Source organism: Cellulomonas wangleii, from assembly GCF_018388445.1.
Classification (GTDB): Bacteria; Actinomycetota; Actinomycetes; order Actinomycetales; family Cellulomonadaceae; genus Cellulomonas; species Cellulomonas wangleii.
This window is the reverse complement of sequence record NZ_CP074405.1, coordinates 364256-377108: the sequence shown is the minus strand read 5'-3', so window position 1 is coordinate 377108 and position 12853 is coordinate 364256. Positions and strand designations below refer to the sequence as shown.

Sequence of the window (12853 nt, the reverse complement as noted above, 5' to 3'; positions counted from 1 at the left end):
ATACTGCCATGCCCGAGGTGCACGTGGGAGACACGCCTAGACCCCCTCGGGGTCCTGCCCGAGCGCGGCGCGACCGCCGTCGACCGGCAGAACAGCACCGGTCACGAACGCGGCGTCGGGCGACAGCAGGAAGGCCACGACGCGCGCCACGTCCTGCGGGCTGCCCACGTGGCCGAGCGGGTGCAGGGCCGCCATCTGCGCGTCGACCCCCGGGTGGACGCGGCGGTACTCCTCGTACCGGGCGGTCGTCACCGAGCCGAGCGCGACCGCGTTGACCCGGATGCCCGCCGGCCCGTGGTCGACGGCTGCCGCGCGCGTGAGCCCCTCGACGGCGGCCTTCGCCACCGCGTACGGCAGCGCACCGCGCACGGGCCGCTGCGCCTGGTGGGAGGACACGTTGACGATCGCACCGGGCCGGCCGTGCGCCAGCAGGTGTCGCACGGCGGTGGAGCAGCCGACGACCGCGAGGTCGAGGTTGCGTCGGACGAGCTCGCTGACCTGCGCGGCGGTCGCCGTGGCGAGGTCCGCGTCCCGGAAGACCGCGGCGTTGTTGACCCAGCCGGTCAGCGGCGCGTGGTGCTCCGCGAGCTCCGCAGCGGCGGCGGCCGCGTCGGCGTCGCCGGCGTCCGCCGCGACGTGGTGCACGCCCGACGTCGCGTGCGCGGGTGCCGCCGGGTCGAGGTTGACGACGACGTGGCCGAGCGCCGCCAGGTGGGCGGCGATCGCGCTCCCCACACCGCCGCTGGCGCCGGTGACGACGACGGACACCGGGCCGCTCACGGCCTCCGCCCCCCTCCGCCGGGCGCACCGAGGTCGGTGCCCAGGTGCGTGCGGAACCAGGCGCGGCCGGCGTCCGTCACGGTGAGCGCTCGCGGCAGGGACTCGACCCGCAGGAGCCAGCCCCGGCGCAGCGCGGTCGCGAGGAGCGCCGCACCGAGCGACCCCCCGAGGTGCTCGCGACGTTCCGTCCAGTCGAGGCACGGGCGCACCGTCGGGCGTCCGTCCGCGCCCGGTTCGACGTCGAGCCCGGAGAGCCACCGGGACCCTGCCGGGGTGAGCGCCGGGGCGTCGCCCGCCGTGAGGAACCTCGCGCCGACCATCCCGTCGAGGAGCGCGACGCCGGCCGCACCGGCGAGGTGGTCGTAGCACGTGCGCGCCGCCCGCAGCCGGGCGTCGGCCCGCACGGCCCGGAACGACGACGGCCGCACGGGCTCGCCGGCCAGCACACCGAGGTCCTCGAGCAGGCGTGCGACCTCTGGGCCGGCGAGGCGCACGTAGCGGTGCCGGCCCTGACGTCGCTCCGTCAGGGCACCCGCGCCGACCAGTGCGCCAAGGTGCTCGGTCGCCGTCGACGGCGCGACCCCGGTGTGACGCGCCAGCTCGCCGGCCGTCCAGGCGCGCCCGTCGAGCAGCGCGAGGCACATCCCGGCGCGTGTCTCGTCGCCCAGGAGCGCCGCGAACCGCGCGATCGACGCCGGTGTGAGGGGCACCCGGCCATCATGCTCGGTCCGGTGCGTGCCGCGACCGGCGACCGTACGGCGACCGGGACGGTTCGGCCCTCGCCGAACCGTCCCCCGCGCACACTCCCGGCATGAGAACCGCACCGTCGTCGGCCCTGGAGGACCCCGCGCTGCGCGTGCCCGACGTGCCCGACGGCACCGCGGGGGTGGCGTGGCTGCGGGCGCACGTGGCCCGCTTCAGCGAGGGCCCGTCGCACACCCGCAGACGCGAGCTCGTGGCGGCGGTCCTCGCGGACCTCACGCGCCGGGTCGTGCCGGGCGGCGACCCGACGGAGTGCCTCCTCCTCGCTCTCGGGCTGCCCGCCGCCCACGGGCCGGACGTCGCGCTGGTGGCGGGTGCGTACCAGCCCCACGTCCCGCAGTCGCCCGAGGCCGACGCGGCCGCCGACCGCCTCGTCGCCGCGCTCGGCCCGCGCGACGAGCTCACCGCCGCCCGCGTCGGCGTCCTCGTGCAGGCGCACGCCGCGACGCGCGCCCTGGTCGACCGGCTGCGCACGGGCGACCCGCGGCCCCCGGTGCCGAGCACCCGGCGGATCGACCCGGACGGCGAGGTCGTCGAGGTGGACCTCGTGGACGCTCCGTTCGGCCGCGGCCCCCACGCCTGCCCGGCGCGGACGCTCGCGCTCCGCCTCGCCACGGCGGTGCCGACGTGACGGCGGTGCCGACGTGACGGCGGTGCCGACGTGACGGCGGTGCCCGACGTGACAGCGGCGCGGACGTGACGGCGACGTCGGGCGAGGCGCTGCGCGCGCTGCACCGGGGCCCCGACCCTTTCGTGCTCCCCAACGCGTGGGACGTCGCCTCGGCGCTCGCGCTGGTGCGGGCCGGGTTCGCGGCGGTCGGGACGACCAGCCTCGGGCTCGCCGCCGGCGCGGGCGTCCTCGACGGCTCACGCGCGGTGCGTCGCCTGACGGCCGACCTCGTCGGGCGCCTCGCCCAGCTGCCGGTGCCGGTGACGGCCGACGTCGAGGACGGGTTCGACGACGACCCGCGGACCGTGGCCTCCTTCGTGGCCTCGTTGCCGGTCGCGGGCGTCAACCTCGAGGACAGCACCGGCGGGCGGCTCGTCGACCCCGAGCGGCACGCGGACAAGATCGCCGCCGTCCGCGAGCGCTGCCCCCTCCTGGTCGTCAACGCCCGCGTCGACACCTTCTGGCTCGGGGAGTCGGCCACCCTCGAGGCGACCACGCGGCGTGCGCAGCGGTACGTGCGGGCGGGTGCCGACTGCGTCTTCGTGCCCGGTGCGCTCGACGCCGCGCAGATCCGCCACCTCGTCGGGGCGGTGGGCGCCCCGCTGAACGTCCTGGCCACGCCGGTGCACCCGCTGTCACGTCTGGCCGCGCTCGGCGTCCGGAGGGTGAGCACCGGGTCGCTGCTCTACCGCGCGGCCCTCGACGCGGCCGTCGACGTCGCACGGCGCGTGCGGGACGACGGGCTGCCGCCGGAGGTGACCGCGTACGGCGAGATCCAGGCGCGGACCGAGTGCATGGCCGCTCCGGGACAGCCGGCGGAGGTCAGGCCGGGACGAGGTTCCGGCGCGGGACCGTGGTCGAGTACACGACGCTCGTGGTGATGGAGCCCAGCGTCGCGAGCCTGCCCGTGAGCCGCTCCAGGTCGGGCATGGAGCGGGCGATCACCTTGATGACGAAGCAGTCGGCGCCGGTGACGTGGTGGGCCTCGACGATCTCCGGCGTGGTGTCCACGAGGTCGTGGAACGGCCGGTAGTTGCCCGACGGGTAGGCCAGGCGCACGAACGCGGTGATCGCGTACCCGAGAGCCTCCGGGTCGACGGTCGCGGTGTACCCGGTGATGACGCCCGCGTCGGTGAGGCGCCGGACCCGGTCGGCCGTCGCGCTGGCCGACAGGTTCACGGCCCGGGCGAGGTCGGCGACGCTCAGCCGGCCGTCCCGCTGCAGGTGCTCGAGGATGCGGTGGTCGGTGGCGTCGAGCACGAGGCGTGGATTCGTCGGCACGACGCGCAACGTACCAGCGGATCCCCGGCGAGATGCCCGATTCCCCGTGCGGAGTGCCTGGTCAGCGGGTCGCGGCCCGCGTTCGATGGTGGGTATGCAGACCTCGATCACCGCCCGCGACTTCTTCGCCGCCAAGCTCGCCTACGAGACCGACCCCGCCGACCTCGCCGCGGACCGCGCCGCCGGCCGCGCGCCGGTGGTCGTCGATGTCCGCTCCGCGGAGGGGTGGCGGCAGGGCCGGATCCCCGGGGCCGTGCACGTCCCCGGCGCCGAGCTCACCGCCCGCGCCGCCGACCTCCTGCCGGACCGCGACGCGGACGTCGTCGTCTACTGCTGGGGGCCGGGCTGCAACGGCAGCACGTGGGGCGCGCTGGCCCTGGCCGAGCTGGGCTACACCCGCGTGCGGGAGCTGATCGGCGGGTACGAGTACTGGGTGCGCGAGGGTTTCGCGACGGTCACCGACGAGGGCCGCACCCGCCGCGCCGCGGACCCGCTGACCGCGCCCGTCGGCGCCACGGTGCCGTCCGCGTGACGCGGCGTCGGCGCGTCAGGCCGGCGGGTCCGGACGGGTGAACACGCTCGGAACGGTCCCGACGCGCGCCCACGCCCTGCCATCGTGCTGCCGTGCCCGACACCCCCCCGGAGCCCGTCGCCGTCCCGTACTGGACGCCTCAGGACGCGCTCGCGGCCGCGTTGCGCGACCTGAGGGACGAGCTGCGCACGAGGCTGGCCGGCTTGGCGGAGGTCGAGGGGCCCTCAACGCCCCCGCCGATGGGCCGGGCCATGCTCGACTGGGACCCGGACGACGTGGCCGTCAGGCCCCGCGCGCCCGGCGCCGCCCCGGTGTGGTGGTCGCAGAGCACGGACCGCGTCAACCTCAACGTCGACGGCACGACCTTCCCGCTCGCACGCGACGACCGCGCCGTCGACATCGTGCGTCAGGTCGTCGAGGCGGCCGTCGAGGGCCGCGTCGAGCGGAGCCGGTACGCCCGCATCGGGTCGCACAGGGTGTGGCTCGCGGACGGGAAGGTCCTCGAGAGGCACCTCAGCCCTACCCTGGCCCCTCGCGTGGGTCTGCCGCCGCAGGGCGACTGGGCCCCGCCCTACGCCGAGCGTCGCGACCTGCTGCAGCGGGCGCTGACCGCCATCGCCCACATGGCGGCGGGGAGGGCAGGGGCCCGCGACGACGGTGCGACGAGCCCCGCCGACCGGTAATCACGCCGGACCAGCCTGGCAGCATCGGGCCATGCGTGTGACGGTGACGCGGGACGACAGCAGGCCGAGCGACGGTCGACCTCTCGACGCGCCCGGCGGCGCGGAGATCTCGACGGACCTGCAGGTCCGTGGCAGGCGCCTCGCCGCCGTGCGGCACGACGCGGGTGGCGACGCCGTCGTGCTGTTCTGCCACGGGTTCCGCGGTGAGAAGTCGGGGCCGAACCGGACCTTCGTGCGCGCCGCACGACGCCTCGCGCAGCACGGCGTCTCCTCCATCCGCTTCGACCAGTACGGGTCGGGCGACTCCTCGGGCGACTTCCTGGAGTCGCGGTTCAGCATCTGGGTCGACGCGATCGCCGCGCTCGCGCGGGAGCAGCAGGACCTGGGGCGACGCGTCGCGCTGTTCGGCCAGAGCATGGGCGGGGCGGCCGTCCTGTGCGCCGCCGCCGAGGTCCCCGTGGACGCGGTGGTGGAGTGGGTGCCGGACGCGAACGTCGACGAGTTCTCCCCCGGCCCGCAGGGCTTCGTCGAGGAGGGCGGCCAGCGGGTCGGCAACGCGTTCTGGCAGGAGGCGCACGACGCCCACGTCCCCGACCGGTTCCGCGAGGTCACAGCCCCGTGCCACCTGGTGTTCGGCACCGCCGACGAGTACGTCTCGACGGAGAACCGCGAGGCGCTGCTGACGGCGGCCCGTCCCGGAGACCTCGTCGACGTCCTGGACGGGTACCCGCACAGCGCGTGGACGTACGACCAGGCGGAGGGCGTCATCGCGCGCAGCGTCGCGTTCCTGGTCGGGCACCTGACGGGCACGGACAAGCCCACGACCCACGACGCCGCCGGTGGCAGCATGCCCCGATGACCGTCACGTCCCTGCGCCTGCGAGCGCTGACACCTCAGGACGAGGCCCCGGCCCGGCGCGCGCACGACGTGATGGCGCGCGAAGGGTTCGAGTTCCTGCTCGGACCGGGTCATGACGGCGACTGGTCCGACTACCTGGGACGCATGGAGGACCACCGCGCGGGCGTCGGCCGGACGACGCGTCGCTACCTCGTGCCGACGGGGTGAGGCGCGGGTCGGACCCGGTGGGCCCACCAGCCGCCGCGTCGCGGTGCCTAGGCTCGCCGCATGGCGACCGTCCCACCCGTCCCCGCTGCCCCCGCTGACCCGCTGTGGCGCCTGGGTGAGCACCCGTGGCTCGCGGACGCCCCGCCCGCGCCCGCCTCCGCGCGGCTGATCCTCGACAACGACTTCGCCGGCGACCCGGACGACCTGTTCCAGCTGGTCCACCACGTGCTGTCGCCGTCGGTGGAGATCCCGCTGGTCGTGTCGTCGCGGCTCCGTCACGACCACGACGGCCGGTCGGAGACGAGCGCCGCCGACGGGGCGCGTGTTGTCGAGGACGTGTTCGCGCGCATGGGCCTGACGTCGACCGATGTCGTGGTGGCGGGCTCGGAGGAGACGCTGACGGACCTGCGCACGCCGCAGCCGTCGGCCGCCACGGAACGGATCGTCGCCGAGGCGATGCGCGACGACCCGCGCCCGCTCTTCTACGTCGCGGGCGGCGGGCTGACCGACCTGGCGTCGGCGTACCTGGCGCACCCCGAGATCGCGGGCAGGTTCGTGGTCGTGTGGATCGGCGGGTTCGAGCACGAGCCCGTGCCGTGGCTCGACGCGCCCCGGTCGGTCGACGAGGAGTACAACCTGTCGATCGACGTGCGCGCCGCGCAGGTGGTGTTCGACGCGCCCGGCCTGGACCTCTGGCAGATCCCCCGCAGCACGTACGCGACGTGCGTGCTGTCCGACGCGGAGTCGCGCACGCGCGTGCGGGCGGCCGGGCCGTTGGGACGCCACCTCGACGAGGAGCTCCGCGCGGAGATGCGGCGGCACGCGAACCCGTCGCGCCCGCCCAGCGAGGCCTACGTGCTGGGCGACTCCTGCCTGGTGGCGCTCACGGCGCTGCGGACCTACTGGACCGGGGACCCGTCGTCGTCGCGGTTCGTCACGCGCCCCAAGCCGGGGCTGACCGACGACGGCCGGTACGTCGAGCGGCCCGACGCCCCGGGGATGCGGGTGTGGACCCACGTCGACGTGCGGCTCGTCCTCGAGGACCTGTTCGCGAAGCTGCGCCTGTTCGAGGCCTGGCGCGCGGGCGCGTAGCCCGGCGGACCTACCGGTGTGTCCACAGCGCTGACCGGCCAGCACGGGTGATCAGGACGTCCAGCGTGACGAACCCTTCCGCCACCTGTGCTGATGCCCTCTCCAGGTCGTCCCGTCGGGCTCGAGACCGCGGTCGAGGAGCGCAGCCGTGAAGTCGCTCAGCGCACGCGGGTGGGCACGCACGTCGATCGCGGCATCGGCGTCGTCGGTCGGGCGCTGGGGCGCCGCGCCGCGCTCCGCGCAGTGCAGGTGGACCATCTGTCCGCCGACGAGCACCCAACCGACCGGCATGTCGCTGTGCAGGTCCATCAGCGTCCACCACGCGTCCCGCTGCGGGACGCGCATAGGCGGGAGCCGGACGCTCACCGTCGGTTCCCGACGACCTCGCGGACGATCTCCCGTGCTCTCGCACGCTCACGCGGCCCGCCGTGCTCGGCGAGGTCCGCCGCGACCTGCAGACGGAGCGATGGCGCCGGCACCAGCTCGGACGAATGCAGCCAGACGTTCGCGCGCCCGCCCGCGGCGTCGACCAGCAGGTGGCGCCGCACGACGGCACGCACGTCGTCCTCGTGGACGTACACCTCGACGTCCACCCCGGCCGACATGCCGGACCGTGCGTCACTGAGGCCGGACGCGACGACGCTGTCGTCCTCGAGCAGAGCACCAGGCTGCTGCGCCCGGTACGGACGGCGTGCCGCCCTGTTGCGGACGAGCGCCTGCAGCGCCACTTCGGGTTCCGGGTCGGCCGCGAGCTTGTCGAGGTGGCGCCTGAGGCGGTAGACCTCGCCGGGTGAGACCCACTCCGGCCGCCGGTCGTCGGCCAGCAGGAGCAGCGCCCACGCCATGCGCGGCGACATCGGGCGCCCCGCCCGACGTGGCATCGCGAGCAGAGCTTCCGGGTCCGTGATGACGTGCTGACGACCGATCCGGCGCGACGGCACCCGGCCTGACCTGACCAGCGCCCCGACACGGGCGTGGCTGAGCCCGGCGGCACGGGCCGCCTCCGCGACGCTCAGGTCGGCGCCGACCCGCTGCTCGGACATGCACACAACCGTAGCAAGCCAACAATGATTGTGTACATGGCACCCCGCCCCGTGATGCGTCAGATCACCGGGTCGAGGTTGACGACGACGTGAGCGAGCGACGCCGGATGGTCGGCGATCGTGCTCCCGACGCCCCCGCTGGCACCGGTGACGACCCCCGCAGTCCTACCCGTGCAGCGGCTCGCGCCCCGGGCTACCGTGCGAGGGTGCCCAGCCGGCTGACGGCCCTCGACGTCGACGCCCACGACCCCGCGCGTGCGGCGCGGTTCTGGTCGGGCCTCCTCGGGCGGACGACCGTCGCCACGGCCGACGGTGTCCTGGTCCCCGGGTCCGCGACGCAGCTCGGGTTGAGGTTCACGGCGAGCAGCGCGCCGCGGGTCGGCCGGGACCGGATGCACCTGCACCTCGCCGGCACCGACCCGGCCGACCAGCGCCGGACGGTCGAGTCCGCGCTGCGGCTCGGCGCCCGCCACCTCGACGTCGGGCAGCGCCCCGAGGAGGGCCACGTCGTGCTGGCCGACCCCGAGGGCGGCGAGCTGTGCGTGATCGAGCCGGGCACGTCCTTCCTCGCCGGCTGCGGGTTCCTCGCGGAGCTGACCTGCGAGGGCTCGCGCGAGGCGGGGTTCTTCTGGTCCGAGGTGCTCGACTGGCCCGTCGTGTGGGACGAGGGTCTCCAGACGGCGATCCAGTCCCCCCTCGGCGGCACCAAGGTGTCGTGGGACGGGCCGATCACGCCCCGGCACGGGCGTGCCCGGCAGCGGCTCGACCTCACCGCCGTCGGCGACCTCGCCGACGAGACCGCGCGGCTGACGGCGCTCGGCGCCGCGCTGCTCGGCGTCAGGCCCGACGGCACGGTCGAGCTGTCCGACCCCGACGGCAACGAGTTCCTCCTGCGGGTCTGACCGCCGGCAGGCGACCCCGCCCGCCTTACAGCAGCTCGACCCGGTCCGCCTGCGGCCCCCGGTCGCTCTGGCGCACCTCGTACTTGACCCGGTCGCCCTCGTAGAGCCCGTCGTCGGACCCGCGCACGACCGACACGTGCACGAACAGGTCGTCGCCGCCCGCGTCGGGGGTGATGAAGCCGAAGCCGCGGTCCGCGTCGTAACGCGCGACCGTGCCCGTGCCACCGCGCGCCGGCGCACCCGAACCCCGGGGCCGCTCGGTGCGGCCGCGGCCGGCGGCGGGCGCACCTCGGCCGGCGGGCGCACCGCGGCGGGCCTGGCCGCCGACGAGCCGCACGTCGTGGGCCTGCGGCCCGCGGTCGCTCTCGGCGACGGTGAAGCTGATGCGGTCGCCCTCGGCAAGGCTGACCGTCCCGACCAGAGCCTTGGCGTGGACGAACACGTCCTCGCCGCCGGCGTCGGGCCGGGCGAACCCGAAGCCCTTGTCCGCGTCGAAGAACGTGATGGTGCCGTCGGCGCCGTCGGGCACGGCGGCCGGGGCGGCGTTCGCGCCGAGCGGCAGCAGGTGGTCGGCCTGCGGGCCCTTCTCGCCGGGCACGACCATGAACGCGACCCGCTGCCCCTCGCGCAGCACGCCACCGCCCACGATGGCGGAGCTGTGCGCGAAGATCTCGGCCTCGCCGCTGTCCGGGGTGATGAAGCCGTACCCCTTGGCCGGCTCGTACCAGGAGACGGTGCCGAGCTGGCCCACGGGCGTGTCGGCGGCGTACTCGCCGACGACCCGGACGTTGCGCGCCTGCGGCCCGCGGTCGCCCTCGCCGAGCTCGAACTCGACCTCCTGCCCCTCCTTCAGCACCTTGCGGTTGTCGTCCCCGACGATCTCGGAGGCGTGGACGAACAGGTCCTCGGCATCCTCCCCGAGGTCGAGGAAGCCGAAGCCTCGCTCGGTGTCGAACCAACGGACGATTCCCTGCGGCACGGTGAGCTCCTCGTCGAAACAGATCCAGCGGCCCCATTCTGCCCCCGCGCGGGAGGTGGATCGCGCGCCGTGCCGGACGGTCGTCCACCGGCATCACCGTGGCACCGGTCGCCGCCGGCCGCGCGTGGGACGAGCGCGAGCCCGCACGGCACGAGGGCCGCACGCCCGGACGGACGTGCGGCCCTCGTGGTGCTCAGACCCCGCGCGCAGGACCGGGCGCGGGTCAGGACGAGACGTCAGGACGCGGTGCAGGTGGCGCTGAGCCCGCTCGAGCTGCCGCTGCCCAGGAACCCGGCGGTGGCCGTCCCCCCGGGTGCGAGCGCACCGTTCCACCCGGCCGAGGTGATGGTGCTGCCGGACGCCGTGCCGTTCCACGCCTGCGTGATGGTCGCGCCGTTCACGGTCGCCTTCCACCCGGTGATCGCGCTCGACCCGGCGGTCACCGTCACCGTGGCCTGGTAGCCGCCCTGCCAGGCGCTCACCACGGACACCGTGGCGGTGCAGCCCGACGGGCCGGGGGCCGGTGTCGTCGGGTTCGGGGCCGGGGTGGTCGGGTTCGGCACCGGGGTCGTCGGGTTCGGCACCGGGGTGGTCGGGTTCGGTGCCGGGGTGGTCGGGTTCGGCACGGGCGTCGTCGGGTTCGGCGCCGGGTCCCCGTCGCCGAGAAGGACGTCGCTGCACTGGTAGTACGGCTGGTCGAGGTGGCTCGCCTGCCAGATCGTGAAGACCACGTGGTGGCCGGTGCGGTCCCGCGGGATGCTCACGTCCGTGACGTACGGGCTGGACGGGGCGTAGCGCCCGGTCGTCGTGAGGAGCTCCAGGTCCGACCACGCGAGCGGCTCGGTGCGCGCGTCGTACCCCTGCTTGGTGACGTAGATCTTCAGGTAGTCGGCCCCGTGGTTGGACGGGTCGTGCAGGGTGAGCCGGAAGTCGTACGGCACCGGGGTGGCCCGCCAGGCGCCAGGGGTGTTCGCCGCGTCGTACAGCGGGTTGTCCGCCGAGCACAGCTTGCCGTCGGGGATGGCCTGCTCGTGGCGCCCACCGACGTTCTCCTTGAACATGCCGTTCCAGTTCCACATGGCGTTCGGGTTGGCCTGCCACGCGCTCCAGCACATGGGGTCCTGGGTCGCCATGGCGGGGTCGGTGTGGTTGCCCGACCAGCGCTGGTAGCACCCGTAGACGCGGGACGGCGGGTCGGACACCGCCCCGTGCGCCGAGGCAGGCGCGGCGAGGGCGACGGAGCCGACCACCGCAGCGGCACCGAGGGCGAGGGCGCCGGCCGCCGCGACGACGCGGCGGCCGGGTGAGAAGCGGGACATGAGCACCTCCGGGACGACGGACGACGTAGATCGACCCTCGGTGGGGGTGGGTGGCGCGGCAACCTCCGAAACGCTTGGGAGGTCAGGTCGGCGCGGCGCGCCCGCGGCGCGGCCGGGGCGGACGCGTGGCCCGCGACCCCGTCGGCCGTCGTTAGGGTGGCGCCCGTGGCGATGACGGCGCAGCAGGTGGCAGAGCGGATCGACGCGCACATCGGTGCGCCGCGACGCGGGACGACGGTCGACGGGTTCCTCACCGGTGACCCCGACGCTCCCGTGCGCGGGGTCGCGGTGACGGTGATGGCGACGTTCGACGTCCTGCGGCGGGCGGTCGAGCAGGGGCTGGACCTCGTCATCACCCACGAGCCGTTGTACTTCGACCACGGCGGCACGTCGGAGGCGACGCTCGCCGCACAGGGCGACCCGGTGCACGCGGCGAAGGCCGCGTTCGTCGCCGAGCACGGCCTACGGGTGCTGCGCGCGCACGACGCCTGGCACGACCGCGAGCCCGACGGGATCCTCACCGGCGTCGCGCGGGCCCTGGGCTGGCTCGACGCCGAGCGCGACGGCGACGCCGGGGTGTACGACCTCCCGACGACGACGCTGGGCCCGACGACGACCCTGGGTGAGCTCGCCGCGCACGTCGCGCGCTCCCTCGGGGCGTGCGCGCTGCGGTACGTCGGCGACCCGGCGGCGGCGGTGTCGGTCGTGGCCGTGCAGCCGGGGTTCCAGGGGTTCGAGTGGAACCGGCGCGTCCTCGCCCGCCCGGACGTCGACGTGCTCGTCATCGGCGAGGGCCACGAGTGGGAGATCGGGGAGTACGCCGCCGACGCAGTCACCGCGGGCACGTCGGCCGGCATGGTCGTCGTGGGGCACGCACCGTCGGAGGAGGCGGGCATGGCCGAGTACGCGCGCTGGCTGACGGACCTCGTGCCCGAGGTGCCGGTCCGGTTCCTCGACGCCCCGGACCACTACCGGACGGTCCCCGCCGAACGGCTCGCCCCGACGACGAGGTGACCGCCGCGCGCGCCCTCGTCTGGGACGGCTACCGCAACGCGCGGGACCTCGGCGGCCTGCCGACACCGCTGTCCCCCACGGGCACCACCCGGTTCGGCCGCGTCGCGCGCGGTCCCCGACGCGAGTGGCTGACCCCCGCCGGCCGGCAGGACGCGGTCCGCTGGGGCGTGCGCACCGTCGTCGACCTGCGCAACACCGACGAGCACGGCACGCGACCCGGTGACCACGGCACGGCGGGCGAGCCGTGGCCCGACGTGACGCTCGTCCACGCCCCCACCGAGGACCCGACGCACGTGCCGTTCATGGCGACGTGCGGTCCGATCCTCGACTCCCCCGAGTACTGGGCGCACAACGCGCGGCTCCTGCCCGACCTGCTGCGCGCGACCCTGCAGGCCGTCGCGACCGCGGAGCCCGGCGTGCTGGTCCACTGCAGCGCCGGCCGCGACCGCACCGGGCTGGTGGTGACGCTCCTGCTCGCGAACGCCGGCGTCCCGCCCGTGGACGTCGCCGCCGACTGGGCGCAGTCCGTGCGCGAGGTCGCCGGACGCCGCGACCACACCGACGACCGGCAGTCGACCTGGGACGAGGCGCAGGTCGAGGCGTTCCTCGCGGAGGCGGTCCCCGTCGCGCAGGAGGCCGCGGCCGACGTCGGCCGGCTGCTCGACGTCATCGGGCTCGACGCGGGCACCCGCCGACGCCTCCGGGACCTCCTGGTCGCCTGACAGGTGCGG

The 12853-nt window shown here is 75.5% G+C and carries 17 protein-coding genes; 10 read left to right on the top strand and 7 right to left on the bottom strand.

The features are described from left to right. Positions 1 to 36: 36 nt before the first annotated feature. Both KG103_RS01885 and KG103_RS01880 read right to left on the bottom strand, forming a co-directional pair. Positions 37 to 780, bottom strand: coding sequence for an SDR family NAD(P)-dependent oxidoreductase (locus KG103_RS01885; protein ID WP_249670699.1), 744 nt, complete (start codon positions 778 to 780; stop codon positions 37 to 39). After that, positions 777 to 1490 carry an ArsR/SmtB family transcription factor gene (locus tag KG103_RS01880; protein ID WP_207341823.1) on the bottom strand — a complete coding sequence of 238 codons (714 nt, stop codon included), beginning with the start codon at positions 1488 to 1490 and terminating at the stop codon, positions 777 to 779. Before KG103_RS01880 ends, KG103_RS01885 begins: the two co-directional genes overlap by 4 nt. A 101-nt stretch (positions 1491 to 1591) precedes the next feature. Between KG103_RS01880 and KG103_RS01875 the strand changes: the two genes are divergently transcribed. Both KG103_RS01875 and KG103_RS01870 read left to right on the top strand, forming a co-directional pair. Beyond that, a complete protein-coding gene (locus KG103_RS01875; RefSeq protein WP_207341822.1) occupies positions 1592 to 2173 on the top strand; it encodes a hypothetical protein in 582 nt (193 codons plus the stop codon). A 65-nt stretch (positions 2174 to 2238) separates the two neighbouring features. Further along, positions 2239 to 3093 carry an isocitrate lyase/PEP mutase family protein gene (locus tag KG103_RS01870; RefSeq protein WP_213319967.1) on the top strand — a complete coding sequence of 285 codons (855 nt, stop codon included), beginning with the start codon at positions 2239 to 2241 and terminating at the stop codon, positions 3091 to 3093. Here KG103_RS01870 and KG103_RS01865 read toward each other — a convergent pair. After that, positions 3035 to 3493 carry an Lrp/AsnC family transcriptional regulator gene (locus KG103_RS01865; RefSeq protein WP_207341821.1) on the bottom strand — a complete coding sequence of 153 codons (459 nt, stop codon included), beginning with the start codon at positions 3491 to 3493 and terminating at the stop codon, positions 3035 to 3037. The two genes, KG103_RS01870 and KG103_RS01865, sit on opposite strands and share 59 nt — an antisense overlap. An 85-nt stretch (positions 3494 to 3578) precedes the next feature. Here KG103_RS01865 and KG103_RS01860 point away from each other — a divergent pair, with 85 nt between their 5' ends. From KG103_RS01860 to KG103_RS01840, 5 genes are all read left to right on the top strand, one after another. Then, entirely contained in the window at positions 3579 to 4025 is a 447-nt protein-coding gene (locus KG103_RS01860) for a rhodanese-like domain-containing protein (RefSeq protein WP_207341820.1), read from the top strand. A gap of 92 nt (positions 4026 to 4117) precedes the next feature. After that, positions 4118 to 4708: a hypothetical protein gene (locus KG103_RS01855; RefSeq protein WP_207341819.1), complete on the top strand. Its 591-nt coding sequence runs from the start codon at positions 4118 to 4120 to the stop codon at positions 4706 to 4708. Positions 4709 to 4739: 31 nt separating this feature from the next. Further along, positions 4740 to 5567: an alpha/beta hydrolase gene (locus KG103_RS01850; RefSeq protein WP_207341818.1), complete on the top strand. Its 828-nt coding sequence runs from the start codon at positions 4740 to 4742 to the stop codon at positions 5565 to 5567. Beyond that, on the top strand, positions 5564 to 5773 hold the full coding sequence (locus KG103_RS01845) for a hypothetical protein (RefSeq protein WP_207341817.1): 210 nt from the start codon (positions 5564 to 5566) through the stop codon (positions 5771 to 5773). The genes KG103_RS01850 and KG103_RS01845 overlap by 4 nt, the downstream gene beginning before the upstream one ends. Before the next feature lie 60 nt (positions 5774 to 5833). Next, positions 5834 to 6865 (top strand): nucleoside hydrolase, encoded by a 1032-nt coding sequence (locus KG103_RS01840; RefSeq protein ID WP_207341816.1) that lies wholly within the window; start codon positions 5834 to 5836, stop codon positions 6863 to 6865. 51 nt (positions 6866 to 6916) lie between these two features. On the opposite strand, the gene KG103_RS01835 is transcribed toward KG103_RS01840, so the two are convergent. Further along, on the bottom strand, positions 6917 to 7231 hold the full coding sequence (locus tag KG103_RS01835) for a hypothetical protein (RefSeq protein ID WP_207341815.1): 315 nt from the start codon (positions 7229 to 7231) through the stop codon (positions 6917 to 6919). Next, positions 7228 to 7908 (bottom strand): MerR family transcriptional regulator, encoded by a 681-nt coding sequence (locus KG103_RS01830; RefSeq protein WP_207341814.1) that lies wholly within the window; start codon positions 7906 to 7908, stop codon positions 7228 to 7230. Before KG103_RS01830 ends, KG103_RS01835 begins: the two co-directional genes overlap by 4 nt. A 206-nt stretch (positions 7909 to 8114) precedes the next feature. Here KG103_RS01830 and KG103_RS01825 point away from each other — a divergent pair, with 206 nt between their 5' ends. Then, positions 8115 to 8810, top strand: coding sequence for a VOC family protein (locus KG103_RS01825; RefSeq protein ID WP_249670698.1), 696 nt, complete (start codon positions 8115 to 8117; stop codon positions 8808 to 8810). A gap of 25 nt (positions 8811 to 8835) precedes the next feature. Here the strand turns inward: KG103_RS01825 and KG103_RS19105 are convergent, their stop codons facing one another. Together KG103_RS19105 and KG103_RS01815 are read right to left on the bottom strand one after the other, a co-directional pair. Beyond that, positions 8836 to 9789, bottom strand: coding sequence for a cold-shock protein (locus KG103_RS19105; RefSeq protein ID WP_207341813.1), 954 nt, complete (start codon positions 9787 to 9789; stop codon positions 8836 to 8838). A 236-nt stretch (positions 9790 to 10025) separates the two neighbouring features. Further along, positions 10026 to 11108 carry a lytic polysaccharide monooxygenase gene (locus tag KG103_RS01815; RefSeq protein WP_207341812.1) on the bottom strand — a complete coding sequence of 361 codons (1083 nt, stop codon included), beginning with the start codon at positions 11106 to 11108 and terminating at the stop codon, positions 10026 to 10028. A 171-nt stretch (positions 11109 to 11279) separates the two neighbouring features. Here KG103_RS01815 and KG103_RS01810 point away from each other — a divergent pair, with 171 nt between their 5' ends. Continuing rightward, complete coding sequence (locus tag KG103_RS01810) at positions 11280 to 12122, top strand: Nif3-like dinuclear metal center hexameric protein (protein WP_207801498.1); 843 nt, start codon at positions 11280 to 11282, stop codon at positions 12120 to 12122. Next, on the top strand, positions 12119 to 12844 hold the full coding sequence (locus KG103_RS01805) for a tyrosine-protein phosphatase (RefSeq protein WP_207341810.1): 726 nt from the start codon (positions 12119 to 12121) through the stop codon (positions 12842 to 12844). The genes KG103_RS01810 and KG103_RS01805 overlap by 4 nt, the downstream gene beginning before the upstream one ends. Positions 12845 to 12853 lie beyond the last annotated feature (9 nt).